At 58.1% G+C, this 15716-nt stretch carries 11 protein-coding genes; 9 read left to right on the top strand and 2 right to left on the bottom strand.

Going from position 1 to position 15716, the window contains the following annotated elements; translation table 11 throughout:
• Window positions 1-29 precede the first annotated feature (29 nt).
• Window positions 30-2579 carry a DNA gyrase subunit A gene (gene gyrA / locus I2E69_RS08750; RefSeq protein ID WP_195460817.1) on the top strand — a complete coding sequence of 850 codons (2550 nt, stop codon included), beginning with the start codon at window positions 30-32 and terminating at the stop codon, window positions 2577-2579.
• A 44-nt stretch (window positions 2580-2623) separates the two neighbouring features.
• The gene (locus I2E69_RS08745; protein ID WP_195460816.1) at window positions 2624-3970 is read left to right on the top strand and encodes a tetratricopeptide repeat protein; all 1347 of its coding nucleotides are present in this window, start codon (window positions 2624-2626) and stop codon (window positions 3968-3970) included.
• Window positions 3971-4182: 212 nt separating this feature from the next.
• Here I2E69_RS08745 and I2E69_RS08740 read toward each other — a convergent pair whose 3' ends face one another.
• Together I2E69_RS08740 and I2E69_RS08735 are read right to left on the bottom strand one after the other, a co-directional pair.
• Window positions 4183-5229 (bottom strand): sugar kinase, encoded by a 1047-nt coding sequence (locus I2E69_RS08740; RefSeq protein WP_195460815.1) that lies wholly within the window; start codon window positions 5227-5229, stop codon window positions 4183-4185.
• A 207-nt stretch (window positions 5230-5436) separates the two neighbouring features.
• Window positions 5437-6558 carry a DUF4861 family protein gene (locus I2E69_RS08735; RefSeq protein WP_195460814.1) on the bottom strand — a complete coding sequence of 374 codons (1122 nt, stop codon included), beginning with the start codon at window positions 6556-6558 and terminating at the stop codon, window positions 5437-5439.
• A gap of 204 nt (window positions 6559-6762) precedes the next feature.
• On the opposite strand from I2E69_RS08735, the gene uxaC reads away from it, so the two are divergent.
• From uxaC to I2E69_RS08700, 7 genes are all read left to right on the top strand, one after another.
• Entirely contained in the window at window positions 6763-8175 is a 1413-nt protein-coding gene (gene uxaC, locus I2E69_RS08730; RefSeq protein WP_195460813.1) for a glucuronate isomerase, read from the top strand.
• A 14-nt stretch (window positions 8176-8189) separates the two neighbouring features.
• Window positions 8190-9209, top strand: coding sequence for a sugar kinase (locus I2E69_RS08725; RefSeq protein ID WP_195460812.1), 1020 nt, complete (start codon window positions 8190-8192; stop codon window positions 9207-9209).
• Between the two features lie 158 nt (window positions 9210-9367).
• Window positions 9368-10036 (top strand): bifunctional 4-hydroxy-2-oxoglutarate aldolase/2-dehydro-3-deoxy-phosphogluconate aldolase, encoded by a 669-nt coding sequence (locus I2E69_RS08720; protein WP_195460811.1) that lies wholly within the window; start codon window positions 9368-9370, stop codon window positions 10034-10036.
• A gap of 133 nt (window positions 10037-10169) precedes the next feature.
• Window positions 10170-11594 carry an MFS transporter gene (locus I2E69_RS08715; RefSeq protein WP_394369666.1) on the top strand — a complete coding sequence of 475 codons (1425 nt, stop codon included), beginning with the start codon at window positions 10170-10172 and terminating at the stop codon, window positions 11592-11594.
• Window positions 11595-11607: 13 nt separating this feature from the next.
• Window positions 11608-13062, top strand: coding sequence for a tagaturonate reductase (locus I2E69_RS08710; RefSeq protein ID WP_195460809.1), 1455 nt, complete (start codon window positions 11608-11610; stop codon window positions 13060-13062).
• Between the two features lie 99 nt (window positions 13063-13161).
• Window positions 13162-14649: a UxaA family hydrolase gene (locus I2E69_RS08705; RefSeq protein ID WP_195460808.1), complete on the top strand. Its 1488-nt coding sequence runs from the start codon at window positions 13162-13164 to the stop codon at window positions 14647-14649.
• A 4-nt stretch (window positions 14650-14653) separates the two neighbouring features.
• A complete protein-coding gene (locus I2E69_RS08700) occupies window positions 14654-15706 on the top strand; it encodes a pectinesterase family protein (protein ID WP_195460807.1) in 1053 nt (350 codons plus the stop codon).
• The last annotated feature ends 10 nt before the right edge of the window (window positions 15707-15716 follow it).

Here is a 15716-nt window from a genome sequence, read left to right as displayed (position 1 = left end):
GAAAACAAACGAGCTTTAATAAGGAAATAATGTTAACTGAAGAAGAAAAGAATGCCGGTTTGACGGGACGTATCATCCCCATCAATATCGAAGAGCAGATGAAGTCGGCGTACATCGATTACTCGATGTCGGTCATCGTGTCGCGAGCACTGCCTGACGTGCGCGACGGTATGAAACCCGTGCACCGCCGCATCCTCTACGATATGAGCGCGGAGCTCAACCTCTACTCCGACAAACCCACCCGTAAGTCCGCCCGTATCGTCGGTGACGTGCTCGGTAAGTTCCACCCCCACGGCGACTCGTCGGTTTACGACGCGATGGTCCGCCTGGCGCAGGACTGGTCGATGCGTTACCCGCTGGTCGACGGCCAGGGTAACTTCGGTTCGATGGACGGCGACTCGCCGGCTGCCATGCGTTACACCGAAGCCCGCATGAAGAAAATCACGGACGAAGTAATGGCCGACATCGACAAGGAAACGGTCGACTGGACGCTCAACTTCGACGATACGATCCCCGAACCTACGGTCCTGCCTACGAAAATTCCGTTGCTGATCGTCAACGGCGCCAGCGGTATCGCCGTGGGTATGGCTACGAACATGGCTCCGCACAACCTCTCGGAGGTGGTGGACGCCTGCTGCGCCTACATCGACAACCCGGAGATCACGGGCGAGGAGCTGCTGCATTTCGTCAAAGGTCCCGACTTCCCCACGGGCGGTATCATCTACGGCTACGAGGGTGTGAAGGAGGCGATGCTGACGGGCCGCGGCCGTGTGATGATGCGAGCCAAGACCGACATCGAGCTTACGCCGACCGGCCGCGAGTGCATCGTCATCACGGAGATTCCCTACATGATCAACAAGGCCGAGATGATCAAGAAGATCGCCGACATGATCAACGACAAGAAGATCGAAGGCATCTCCTACATCAACGACGAGTCGGACCGCAACGGCCTGCGAATCATCATCATCCTCAAGCACGACGCCGTTGCGAGCGTGGTGCTGAACACCTTGTTCAAGAATACGCCGCTGCAAACGTCGTTCGCCGTGAACAACATCGCGCTGGTCAACGGCCGGCCGCAGATGCTGCCGATGCGCGATTTGATCAAATACTTCATCGAGCACCGCCACGACGTTGTCGTGCGCCGCACGCGCTTCGACAAGCGCAAGGCCGAGGAGCGCCTGCACATCGTGCTGGGTCTGCTGATCGCGCAGGACAACATCGACGAGATCGTGCGCATCATCCGCGCTTCGCAGACGCCCGACGCCGCCAAGCAGACGATGATCGAGCGTTTCGACCTGTCGGATATCCAGGCTTCGGCCATCATCGAAATGCGCCTGCGCGCCCTGACGGGCCTCGAAAGAGGCAAGCTGATCGCCGAGCGCGACGAACTGGAGAAGCTGATCGCCCACCTCACGGAGGTGCTGGCCAACGTCGGCATGCAGATGCAGATCATCAAGGACGAGTTGCTGGAGATGAAGGAGAAATACGGCGACGAACGCCGCTCCGAAATCGTCTACGCTTCGGAGGAGTTCAACCCCGAGGATTTCTACGCCGACGACGATATGGTGATCACCATTTCGCACATGGGCTATATCAAGCGCACGCCGCTGGCCGAATACCGTACGCAGAACCGCGGCGGCGTGGGGGCCAAGGGCAGCGCTACGCGCGACGAGGACTTCATCGAGCACATCTACGTGGCCTCGATGCACAATACGATGCTTTTCTTCACGGAGAAGGGCCGCTGCTTCTGGCTCAAGGTCTACGAGATTCCCGAGGGAGCGCGCTCGTCGAAGGGCCGTGCCATCCAGAACGTCATCCAGATCGAGCCGGACGACAAGGTCCGCGCCTACATCAACGTCAAGAGTCTGGCCGATGCTGAGTATGTGAACAACAACTACATCATCATGTGTACCAAGGACGGTACGATCAAGAAGACCAAGCTGGAGGCTTACTCGCGTCCGCGTCAGAACGGTGTCAACGCCATCGTCATCCGCGAGGGCGACCAGTTGATCGAGGCCAAGCTCACCAGCGGCAACGCCGAGGTGATGATCGCCGCCAAGGACGGCAAGGCCATCCGCTTTAACGAGTCGACGGTGCGCCCGATCGGACGTGTCGGCGCCGGTGTTCGCGGTATCTCGATCGAGGAGTCGGACGAGGTGGTCGGCATGATCTGTGTGGAACCCGATTCGAAACAGGATGTACTGGTATTGAGCGAGAACGGCTACGGCAAGCGTACCGATCTGGACGAATACCGTATTACCAACCGTGGCGGAAAGGGTGTGAAGACCATCAACATTACGGAGAAAACAGGCAAACTCATATCGATCCAGGCCGTTACCGACGAAAACGACCTGATGATCATCAACCGTTCGGGACTCACCATACGCATCGCTGTCAGCCAGATCCGCCTCGCGGGCCGCGCTACGCAGGGCGTGCGTATCATCAACCTCCGCGAGGGCGACGCCATTGCTTCGGTGATGGCCGTGCCGGCAGCCGGGGAAGAGGAAGAAGTGCAGTCCGCGGAGGGCGCTGAAACGGGAACCGAAACCCCCACGACGACCCTGCCCGCGGAGGAGTAGAAAAGATTTGTAGAACATTAAAAACTTTAAAATTTCAGTTTACTATGAAGAAAACGATTTTGACGGCTCTCGCGGCGCTGCTCGTGGCAGTTCCCGCCGTGCAGGCCCAGAAAGTGAACAAGGAAGCCCTTCTCGCCAAGATCGAAAAGAGCGATGCCGACATCGCCAACGAAAAGAAAGCGACGAAGGCCGCAACGTGGCTCGCCCGCGGCAAGGCTTTTTATGAAGTGGCCGTGGAGCCGACGAAGAGCATCTTCGTCAACATGGAGCCTTCGATGCTGAAGCTCGCTGTCGGTGAAGCCAAGTCGACGGACAAGGCGACGCTCAACGGCACGGAGTACGACGCCTGGGTTTATCCCTATTTCACGGCTTACATCAAGGACAACAAGGTTGTGACGTGGAAGCAGACCAAGTGGGTGATGAAAGACGCTCCCAAGAAGGCCATCGAGGCTTATAACAAGGCTTACGAACTCGATCCCAAGACGGCTGACAAGGTCAAGGAGGGGCTGAAACAGATCAGCGATTTCTGCTCGCAGGTCGGTAACGTCGGTATCGACTCGGGCAACTATGTCGAGGCTGCCGACGCTTATGTGACGGCTTTCGAAGCGCAGTCCAGCCCGGCTTACGAGAAGGCCGATCCCGCGCTGCTTTACTATGCCGGTTACCTGCTGACCGTCGACGGAGCGAACAATCCCAAATCGTTTGTCCGCGGCGGCGAGTACCTGACCAAGGCCATCGACCTGGGTTACGCCGACGAGGAAGGTAATATCTACTACTACCTCTTCCACTGCCTCTACGGCCAGAAGGAGGCCGACAAGGCCAATGTCATGAAGGCGAAGGACGTACTGCTGACCGGTATCGAGAAGTTCCCGAAGAACGAGCGTATCCTCGACGGCCTGATGCAGCTCTACACCTCGGAGCAGGGCATCGGCGACCCCGCCGACCTTATCGCGCTGATCGACAAGGCTATCCAGGACAACCCGTCGAACGTCGACCTGTGGTTCGGCCGCGGCCGTATCTTCTACGCGCTGAAGGACTACGACCAGAGCATCGATTCGTTCAAGAAGGTTGTCGAGCTGAAACCCGACCTGTTCGAGGGTAACTACTACCTCGGAGTTTTCTACACGATCAAGGGCGACGGACTCAACAAGGAGATGAACGAGAAGCAGTATAGCAGCCAGTCGGTGTACGATGCCGACCTGAAAGGCGTTAACGACGTTTATATGGCCGCTATCCCCTGGTTCGAGAAGGCCCACCAGATCAAGCCCGACGATGTCGACACGCTGGAGTTCCTCAAGTCCATTTGCTTCCGTCTGCGCGACGAACCCGGCATCATGGACAAGTACAACACCTACAATGCACTTTACAAGCAGGTGAAAGGTATCGAATAGTCAAATGAAAAGCCGGCTTCGAGAGGCCGGCTTTTCGTTTGCAATTAAGAATTAAGAATTAAAAATTAAGAATTGTTTCCGACTATTCCGGAATAGGCTCTCCGGAGACTGTTTTTGAATAAAGTCGTGGGCAAAATAAAAGCACCTGACTCCGGGAACGGAATCGGGTGCTTTTCTGATTTTTAATTCTTAATTTTTCATTTTTAATCGCATTATCGCGCGATGCGGCCCGAGACGGAGCCGCGGGCCAACTGTTCGACCTCCGAAGCCGAGAACTGGTTGTAGTCGCCCGGTACGGTGTTTTTCAGCGCACAGGCCGCAGTCCCGAAGTCCAGTGCAAACTGCATGTCGCCGGGATGTACGGCCATTCCGTAAATCAGTCCGCCCACGAACGCGTCGCCCACGCCGACACAGTCGACGACGGGGTCGATGTCGTAGACGCGCGTGGAGAGCAACTGCCCGCCTGTGTAAAGCGTTCCCGAGATCAGGTGGTGGTTGGCGCTCAGGACGCTGCGCAGCCCGAAGACGATACCCCGGCAGCGGGGGAAACGCGCCGCAACTTCGGCCGAGGCGCGTTCGTAGCCAGCCGTGTCGGGTTGATAGGCGGCGTCGCGGGCCGCGAACTGCGGTAACTGCATGCCGAGCACCTTTTCGTATTCGTCGTCCGTGCCGAAGAAAATGTCGCACTGCTCCATCAGCGGCGGCAGTACCTCCTGCGGCTCCTTGCCGTATTTCCAGAGGTTTTTGCGGTAGTTGATGTCGCACGAGACGGTGAGCCCTGCCGCACGAGCCGCTGCAATCGCCTCGGCGCATACGGCAGCCGTGTCGGCGCTCACCGCGGCCGAAATCCCCGACCAGTGGAACCAGGCCGCGTCGCGGAAAATCGCGGCCCAGTCGACCATTCCCGGCTGCAGGGTGTCGAAGGCCGAGTCGGCACGGTCGTAGACCACGTGCGACGAACGCATCGCAGCGGCTTCTTCCATATAGTAAAGCCCCAGCCGCTTTCCGCCGCGCAGGATGCCGTCCGTGGCGACGCCGTAGCGGCGCAGGTCGTCGATACAGGCGTCGGCCACCCGGTTGTCCGGCAGGCGGGTGATGAATTCGCTGTCGAGGCCGAAGTTGGCCAGCGATACGGCGACGTTGGCTTCGCTTCCGCCGTAGCTGGCGCGGAAGAGGTTGGTTTGGTTGAAACGCAGGTAGTCGGGCGGTGTGAGCCGCATCATGATTTCCCCGAAAGTAACGATCTTTTGTTTGTTCATAATTTTTTTTGTGGTAGGTCTTACAAAAATACGAAAAAAGCCCGGTCGTTGGACCGGACTTTTCAGAAGAAATCGCGTTGTTTCGCAAAGCCTGCAAGGGTTTTCATCCCGCTTTCCGGTTTTTCCGGCCGCAACCGCCGCCAAAGGCGGCGGTTGTGAATCCCCGAAGGAGCTTTGAACTGCCTTGCAGCGTATGGATATGCTGTTTTACTTGCGGATCGTCACCTTGAGTGGAGCCACGACGGCGGCCTGTGCCTGCGTGATCTCTTCGGTCCATTCGTCCATGTCTTCCACACCGCCCTGGCTCCAGCCCGAACCGGCGTAGTAGGTCAGCACCTGACCGGGTTTCACGGCCTTGACGGCTACGGCGTGGCCCAGCGTGTCCGTGAGCATCTCGGCGCCGGGCAGGATTACACCCAGGAAGATGTCGCCGTCGCGTACGGGGTTCTTCGAGTCCGATACCGCTTCGCGCATGCCCATCCAGCCTTCGCCCGAGAGGATTTGCTTCACATCGTGGCGCACGAAGCCCGCGGCGATCGGCATTTCGGTAAATGTACCCTCATAGATGTTGTCCATGCGGTTGAAACGCTGGTTGGCGTCGAGCGAGATGATCTTGACCAGGCTCACGGGCGTTCCGTTCACGTCGAACGGGGCGTAGGTCAGCTTCACCGAGGTGCGGATCGGACCGTTGTCGAGCGTCTGCGCCGTGGCGTAGTTGTGGCCCATCATCCAGAATTTGCCGTCGACGAAGGGCAGCGAAGCGCCCGAACCGAGCGTCACGCCCACTTTGTAGCAATCCATGCCGTCGCCGTGGTTGTGGTGGTAGTTGCCCCGGGCGTACCATTCGTCGATCACCAGTTTCTCGGTGCTCTTCACCCATACGTCGATACCCGGGGTGATGAGCTTCTCGGGCGAGGTTTCGAGCGCCGGACCGTAGAGGCGGTAGGCTACCTTGTTGTTTTCCCAGGCGTAGTCGTCGTACCGTTCGGGAACCGTACGGCCGAATGCCTCGGCAGGGTAGTTCTCCCGTTTACCGGTCTTGAGGGCGAAACGCTTGCTCTCCATCGGGTCGGCGTCGGTCTGGAAGATCAGCGCCTGCGGCTCGGTTTCGCCGCGGAAGACGACCTGCGAGGGAATCTGCTCGTTGTCGTCGTTCAGGACGATGATGTTCTCCGGCGTCACGCCTTTGAGCGCGGCGACTTCGGACCAGGCGATTTCGACGGTTTCGTCGTCGCGTTCGGTCGGGGTCGTGTTGGCGACTTCGACCTTTAAAACGGGTGTGCAGGAGGCCATCAGGACGGCTGCAGCCCACATAATCGGGTTTTTCATAAAATTAGAATTGAAGTTTTTCCGTTGTTTGTAGGCAAATTTACAATTTTTCCGTATATTGGTCAACCAAAACGGCAAATATTCTATTTAATTCGGTAATTTTTCATATTCCGAGTGGTGGAAAGTTACTACTTTTACGTTGTGAAAAAGAGCATTTTGACGGTTCGTATCCGATGAATAGAAATTAAACCCGCGATATAATTTATGAAACAGTTCAACGACGACAACTTCCTGTTGCAGACCCCGACAGCCGAGCGCCTTTACCACGAGCACGCGGCCAAAATGCCGATTATCGACTACCATTGCCACCTGATTCCCGGCTATGTCGCCGAGAACCACCGCTTCGACAACCTGTCGAAAATCTGGCTCGAAGGCGACCACTACAAATGGCGCGCCATGCGTACCAACGGCGTCGATGAGAAATACTGCACCGGTAAGGATACTTCCGATTGGGAAAAATTCGAAAAGTGGGCCGAGACGGTTCCCTATACCATGCGCAACCCGCTCTACCACTGGACCCACCTGGAGCTGAAGACGGCTTTCGGCGTGACCGACTTGCTGAACCCGTCGACGGCCCGTGCGATTTACGACCATTGTACCGCCTTGTTGCAGCAGCCCGAGTACCATGCCCGCGGCCTGATGCAGCACTACAACGTCGAGGTGGTTTGCACGACGGACGATCCCGTGGATTCGCTCGAACACCATATCAAGGTTCGCGAAGACGGTTTTACGACCAAAATGCTTCCCACGTGGCGTCCCGACAAGGCGATGGCCGTGGAGGTTCCGGCCGATTTCCGGGCTTATATGGAGAAACTTTCGGCGGTTTCGGGCGTTACGATTACGAAATTCGCCGATGTGATCGACGCGCTTCGCGTACGGCACAAATTCTTCGAATCCGTCGGCTGCCGCCTTTCGGACCACGGCATCGAGGAGTTCTACGCCGAGGATTATACACAGGCCGAGATCGACGCTATTTTTAATAAGGTATACGGCGGACATGCGCTCACGCACGGAGAGATTCTCAAGTTTAAGACCGCCATGATGGTCGAGTTCGCTACGATGGACCATGAGACGGGCTGGACCCAGCAGTTCCACTACGGCGCCATCCGCAACAACAATTCCCGCATGTTCGGCCGGCTGGGCGCCGATACGGGCTTCGACTCGATCGGCGACTTCACGGTGGGCAAAGCCATGTCGAAGTTCTTCGACATGCTCGACCGCAACGACCGCCTTACGAAGACTATTATTTACAACCTCAATCCCCGCGACAACGAACTCGTAGCCACGATGATCGGCAATTTCCAGGACGGCCGCTACGGCGCCGGGAAGATTCAGTTCGGCTCGGGCTGGTGGTTCCTCGACCAGAAGGACGGCATGGAGAAACAGATGAACGCCCTTTCGACGCTGGGCCTCTTGAGCCGCTTTGTCGGTATGCTGACCGACTCGCGTTCGTTCCTTTCGTACCCGCGGCACGAGTATTTCCGCCGCACGCTGTGCAACTTGGTGGGCAACGACATCGAGAACGGCCTGCTGCCCGCTTCCGAAATCGACTTCATCGGACGCGAAATCATCGAGGGTATCAGCTATCGCAATGCCAAGGACTATTTCAATTTTTAAGCTATCATAATACCATGAAAATCGTAACATTAGGTGAAATCATGCTGCGTCTTTCGACGCCCGGCAACACGCGTTTTGTTCAGTCTGATTCGTTCGACGTAGTTTATGGCGGCGGCGAGGCCAACGTAGCCGTATCGTGCGCCAACTACGGCCATGAGGCTTACTTCGTTTCGAAGCTTCCGAAGCACGAGATCGGCCAGTCGGCGGTCAACGCACTGCGCAAATATGGCGTCCGTACCGATTTCATCGCCCGCGGCGGCGACCGTGTGGGTATCTACTACCTCGAAACCGGTGCATCGATGCGCCCTTCGAAAGTTATCTACGACCGGGCGCATTCGTCCATCGCCGAGGCCGAAGCCTCCGATTTCGATTTCGACGCTATCATGGAGGGTGCACAGTGGTTCCACTGGTCGGGCATCACCCCCGCGATCTCGGACAAGGCCGCCGAACTGACGAAGCTGGCCTGTGAGGCCGCGAAGCGTCACGGTGTGACGGTCTCCGTAGACCTGAACTTCCGCAAAAAACTCTGGACCAAGGAGAAAGCCCAGTCGATCATGAAGCCCCTGATGCAGTACGTCGACGTTTGTATCGGCAACGAGGAGGACGCCGAGCTGTGCCTCGGGTTCAAACCCGACGCCGATGTCGAGGGCGGCGAAACGAATGCCGAAGGCTACAAGGGCATCTTCCGCCAGATGGCTGCGACGTTCGGTTTCAAGTATGTGATTTCGACGCTGCGCGAGTCGTTCTCGGCGACGCACAACGGCTGGAAAGCCATGATCTACAACGGAGAGGAGTTCTACGAGTCGAAGCGTTACGACATCGACCCGATCATCGACCGCGTGGGCGGCGGCGACTCGTTCTCGGGCGGTGTGATCCACGGCCTGCTGACCAAGCCGACGCAGGGCGAGGCCCTCGAATTCGCCGTTGCGGCATCGGCCCTGAAACATACGATCAACGGCGACTTCAACCTCGTATCGGTCGAGGAGGTCGAGAGCCTCGCGGGAGGTAATGCAAGCGGACGCGTACAGCGCTGATTTTGCCGTGAGGGCGGACGCCTTTCGGCCTTCCCTTGCAGGCCCCGAATGGGAAATAGGCTACTATGTCCCATCCGTGTCCTGCGGCGCGAAAACCGAAATCCGCCTCGTCCTGACGACAAAATGGATTTGATTGGTAATTAAAATGCAATAAGATAATGGCACGTTTTTCAAAAATGCAAGTCATGGAAGCCATCGGCCGTACCGGCATGGTTCCCGTTTTTTATCATGCCGACGCCGACGTGGCCAAGCAGGTGCTCAAAGCCTGCTACGAGGGAGGTGTGCGCGCTTTCGAGTTCACCAACCGCGGCGACTTCGCTTCGGAGGTCTTCATCCAGTTGGTGAAGTTCGCTGCGAAGGAGTGTCCCGAGATGATTCTCGGCATCGGCTCTGTCGTCGACGCCCCGACGGCTGCGCTTTATATGCAGTACGGCGCCAACTTCGTCGTGGGTCCCTACCTCAATCCGGAGGTGGCCAAGGTCTGCAACCGTCACCTGGTTCCCTATACGCCCGGCTGCGGCTCGGTAACCGAGATCGGCGAGGCGCAGGAACTGGGCTGCGACCTGACGAAGGTTTTCCCCGCCGGAAACGTCGGCGGCCCGTCGTTCGTCAAGAACGTCAAAGCCCCGCTGCCGTGGTCGAATATTATGGCTACCGGAGCCGTCGAACCCACCGAGGAGAACCTCACGGCCTGGTTCAAGGCCGGTGTTTACTGCGTGGGCATGGGCTCGCAGCTCTTCCCCAAAGAGGTTATAGCGGCAAAAGATTGGAATGCTGTTGCTGAAAAGTGCCGTTTTGCCCTCGACGTAATCGCCCGCGTGCGCTGAATGTAAATTCCGCAGACGGGTTTTCGGCGGCGGATTGCCGCCGCCGGACGCCGCCGCTGCGACTAACCCAACCCCGATACTACTTTTTAAAAATCCGATAATGACAAACAACAAATCGACTCTCGCTGGGAAGATGACGCAGTATCGCTGGGTCATCTGTGCGATGCTCTTCTTCGCAACGACCGTTAACTACCTCGACCGTCAGGTGCTCTCGCTGACGTGGGACGAGTTTATCAAACCCGAATTCCACTGGAACGAGTACCACTACGGCCTGATCACTTCGATCTTTTCGTTCGTCTATGCCCTCTGCATGCTCTTCGCCGGCCGTTTCATCGACTGGATGGGGACCAAGAAGGGCTATCTGTGGGCTATCGGCGTCTGGTCGGCAGGCGCCTGTCTACATGCCTTGTGCGGCGTCGCCACCGAGGCGTGGGTAGGCCTTCCCAATGCTGCCGCGCTGCGTGCCGTCGAGGCCGGATCGGCTCTCGCTGCGACCATCGCCATGGTCAGCATGTATTTCTTCATCGCCGCACGCTGCATCCTCGCACTGGGTGAGGCGGGCAATTTCCCCGCAGCCATCAAGGTGACCGCCGAGTATTTCCCCAAGAAGGACCGCGCCTATGCCACTTCGATTTTCAACGCCGGAGCTTCGATCGGCGCGCTGTTCGCCCCGCTGACCATTCCGCTGCTGGCCAAGGCCTGGGGCTGGGAGATGGCCTTCATCGTCATCGGCGCCCTGGGATTCGTCTGGATGGGCTTCTGGGTCTTCATGTACAAGAGACCGTCGGACCATCCGAAGGTGAACGCCGCCGAGTTGGAGTACATCGAGCAGGACCAGCACGAAGTGATCGACGGCGAAGCCGTCGGAAAGGAGCAGGAGGGCGAGAAGATCTCCTTCTGGAAAACGCTTGGCTTCAAGCAGACCTGGGCCTTCGCTTTCGGTAAGTTCATGACCGACGGCGTGTGGTGGTTCTTCCTTTTCTGGACGCCTTCGTACCTCAATTCACAGTTCGGAATCAAGACCTCCGAAGGACTGGGCATCGCGCTGATCTTTACGCTCTACGCCATCACGATGCTTTCGATCTACGGCGGCAAGCTCCCGACGATCATCATCAATAAAACGGGTCTGAACCCCTATGCCGCACGTATGCGTGCCATGCTGATCTTCGCGTTCATTCCGCTGCTCGTACTGCTGGCGCAGCCGATGGGTACGATTTCGCCGTGGTTCCCGATCATCCTGATCGGTCTGGGCGGCGCGGCGCACCAGTCGTGGTCGGCCAATATCTTCTCTACGATCGGAGACATGTTCCCCAAGTCGGCGATCGCTACCGTGACGGGTATCGGCGGTATGGCCGGAGGCGTCGGCTCGATGATCCTGCAATGGTTCGCAGGCTGGCTGTTCGTACATGCCGAGGAGACCAACATGACTTACATGGGCTTCGAAGGCAAACCGGCCGGTTATTTCGTGGTCTTCTGCATCTGCGCCGTGGCTTATCTGATCGGTTGGATCGTGATGAAGGCCCTGGTTCCGAAGTATAGACCTATTGTTGTTGAATAACAATTAATTAGCTATGATCAAACAACTCAATAAGTCGACCGTCGAAAAGGTCGGCCGCCCTGTCCGCATCCTGCAGTTCGGCGAAGGCAACTTCCTGAGGGCTTTTGTCGACTGGCAGATCGACATTGCGAATGAAAAAGGCGTTATGGACGCCGGAATCGCTGTCTGCCAGCCGATTATCGACCCCGAACACAAGGTGCTCGGCATGATCGACTTGCTCCACAAGCAGGACAACATGTACCATGTTTATTTGGAGGGCATCGAGAACAAACAGCCCAAGAAGGACGTGCGGCTGGTGAAAAGCGTGATGGATTCGTTCAACCCCTACGTCGACTATGCGAAATACGAACAGTATTTCCTCTCGCCGGAACTGAAGATCACCATTTCGAACACCACCGAGGCGGGCATCCGCTACGAGGAGGGCGACGACCTCGGGGCCCAACCCCCGAAGTCGTACCCTGCAAAGATGACGGCGCTGTTGTACAAACGTTTCAAACACTTCAACGGCGATCCGGCGAAAGGTCTGTGCATCATCTGCTGCGAACTGATCGAGAACAACGGTTCGACGCTGCACGAATACGTGATCAAACACGCCCGATACCACAAGCTGGGGCAGGATTTCATCGACTGGGTCGAAACGAACTGCCACTTCTGCGATACGCTCGTCGACCGCATCGTGCCGGGTTTCCCGCGCGAGCAGATCGACCAGATCAAGGAGGAGATCGGTTATGACGACAACCTCGTGGTGAAAGCCGAGCTGTACCACTTGTGGGCCATCGGCGGCCCGGGCTACAAGGAGGTGATGCGGGAACTTCCGTTGGACAAGGCGGGCCTGCACGTCGTCTTCATGCCGTCGATCAAGCAGTTCCGCGACAAGAAGGTGCGCATCCTGAACGGTTCGCATACGGGCATGGTTCCCATCGCCCTGCAAATGGGCTGCGAGACGGTGATGGACGCTTTCGACACGCCCGCGATCGAATGCTTCGTCAACGAAATGGTCGCCGAAGAGGTGATTCCGATGATCGAGGAGGACCAGGACGAGTTGAAGAAGTTTGCGGCAGGCATCCTGGAGCGTTTCTATAATCCCTTTATCAAGCACATGCTCCGGTCCATTTCGCTCAACTCGCTGTCGAAATGGGAGGCGCGCAACTATCCGACCGTGAAGGACAACTGGTTCAAAGCGCACAAGCTGGCCGAACGCGAATGCTTTACGTTCGCCGCGCTGATGACCCTTTACGGGCCTAAGAGCGGTTTCGAACCCGACGATACGAAGGAGTTTGTGGAGTATATCCGCAAGAACTGGGATTCGAACGACCCGGAGGCGGCGATTGCGAAAATCGTCGGCAAAAGCGGCATCTTCACCGTCGATTTCTCGGAGGTTCCGGGCTTCGTTCCGGCCGTTGCGGGCTATGTCCGCGACATCGAGGCGCTGGGTATGAAAGGTGCGTTGGAGAAGTTCCTCGCTTAAAAAGCGATTTTTTTGGGGCGATGGCCGGTCGGGGCGCTCCCGGTCCGGTTCACCGCCCCGTCGTTTAAACGACGGTTAACTGTTGGATAATCTGAACCTATGAAACGATTCCTGAAAATCAATGCTGCGGACAACGTCGCCGTGGCGCTTGCGGACCTTCCGAAAGGCGAGACGGTCGATGTAGACGGCCTTGTCGTGACGCTTCGCGAGGACATTGCCCGCGGCCATAAATTCGCCCTGCGCGACATCGCCGGGGGCGAGAACGTCGTGAAATACGGCTATCCCATCGGTCATGCCACGGCGGCCGTGCCGCAGGGCGGGTGGATCCACTCCCACAACCTGAAAACCAACCTGCGCGACGACCTCGAATACACCTATGCGCCGAAAGTCTACGATGTGAACTACGCGAAGCGCGACGTGAAGGTGATGGGCTACCTGCGACGCAACGACACGATGGGCATTCGCAACGAATTGTGGATCGTGCCTTCGGTGGGGTGTGTCAACGGACAGGCGCAGGCCATCGCCGAGCGGGTGAAGCGCGAGTGCGACTGCTCGCACCTCGACGACGTGCGGGTATACACCCACAACTACGGCTGTTCGCAGTTGGGCGACGACCATGCCAATACGCAGCGGGCGCTGGCCGCGCTGGTGAAGCACCCCAATGCCGGAGCTGTGCTGGTGCTGGGTCTCGGATGCGAGAACAACCAGGTGTCGGCCCTCAAAGAGGTGATCGGCGAGTGGGACGACGAGCGTGTGAAGTTCCTGATCGCACAGGAGGTCGAAGACGAGATCGAGGCCGGTTTCGAAATCTGCCGCGAACTGGTCGAAAGGACGAAATCCGATAAGCGTCAGCCGCTTCCGCTCGCTTACCTCAAGGTGGGCTTGAAGTGCGGCGGTTCGGACGGTTTTTCGGGTATCACGGCCAATCCGCTGGTGGGGCTTTTCTCCGACTGGCTGATCGCCCAGGGCGGCACGACGGTGCTGACCGAGGTTCCCGAGATGTTCGGCGCCGAGACCATCCTGATGAACCGCGCCGCGGACCGCCGGGTTTTCGACGAGACGGTCTGCCTGATCAACGATTTCAAGCACTATTTCCGCAAATACGACCAGCCGATCTACGAAAATCCTTCGCCGGGCAACAAGAAGGGCGGCATCACGACTTTGGAAGAGAAGTCGCTGGGTTGTGTGCAGAAGGGCGGAGCGCAGCAGGTTGTCGACGTGCTGACCTATGCGCAGCCGATCCTAAAACCCGGTCTGAACCTCCTGCAAGCCCCGGGCAACGACCTCGTGGCCGCATCGGCGCTGGCCCTCTCGGGCTGTCAAATGGTGCTTTTCACCACGGGACGCGGCACGCCTTTCGGGTCGTTCGTGCCCACGATGAAGGTTTCGACCAACACGCAGCTCGCGGAATTCAAGGCCAACTGGATCGACTTCAATGCCGGAACGCTGGTCGAGGACGAGGAGCCGCAGGTCGTGCTGGATCGTTTCATCGACAAGGTGCTGGCTACGGCCGACGGCGAACACCTCCGGCACGAGAAGACGGGCTTCAAGGAGATCGCCATCTTCAAGACGGGTGTAACGCTCTGAGGCCATGCGACGGCTGGCGCTGCTTTCGATCCTGCTCTGCCGGGGCCTTTGGGCCTCGGCGGAGACGGTCTATACCGTCGACTGCAACGGCGGCGGCGATTTTCGAACCATTCAGGCCTGCTTCGACGCCCTGCCGTCGAAACCTGCGGAGTGGCGCACCGTGCGGATTATGGCCGGGACCTACCGCGAAAAAGTGACGTTGGATGTCTATAAGGACAAGGTCGCGATCGTAGGGCAGGGCGACGTGCGTGTCGTCTGGGGCGACTATTCGGGAAAGGCCGCCGACGGTTACGAAATGACCACCTACGATTCCTACACGATGTCGCTGCAGGCGGACGATGTTTTCCTGCAGCACGTTACGGTCGAGAACGACGCTGGGCGGGTGGGGCAGGCCGTGGCGCTTGAAACCCGCGGCGACCGCATCTGGATCGACCGTTGCCGTCTCGAGGGCGATCAGGACACCTTCTTCGCCCGGGGCTATGTTTCGCGTGTCTACGTGACGTATTCCTATATCGAGGGAACCACGGATTTCATCTTCGGGCCTTCGATCGTCGGTTTCGACGGGTGTGAAATCCATTGCAAGGCCGACAGTTTCATCACCGCCGCCTCGACCACCGAGCGCAACAAGTACGGTTTCGTGTTTTACGAATGCCGCGTAACGGCGGCCGGGGACGTGACGAAGGTCTATCTGGGGCGTCCGTGGAAATCGACGGCCCGCACGGTGTGGTGGAAATGCGAGTTCCCCGCCGTAATCCGCCCTGAGGGGTGGCGCGACTGGCACGACGCGGCCCGCAAGGGCGACGTTTACTATGCCGAATGCGAATGTACGGGACCCGGCGCCGACCGTTCGGGGCGTGTGGAGTGGTCGCGGGAACTGACACGCGACGAGCGGGCCGACTACCTGCCCTGGGAGCTGGTCTTTGCCAAAAAGACCGGTTCGGAGCAGTTCCGCGGCGATTGGGAGCCGCTTGCGAATCTCTACCTGCGCCCTTTGCTCGGCTGCTGGCTGTCGTATATCCGCTATGCCACGTTGAGGTCCACCGATTTCGTCAACTGACGGACGGAAT

The sequence above is a fragment of the Alistipes sp. D31t1_170403_E11 genome (genome assembly GCF_015553985.1).
Taxonomy (GTDB): Bacteria; Bacteroidota; Bacteroidia; order Bacteroidales; family Rikenellaceae; genus Alistipes; species Alistipes montrealensis.
Note: the sequence above shows the minus strand (reverse complement) of the source record. Positions and strands in the feature narration are given on the sequence as shown.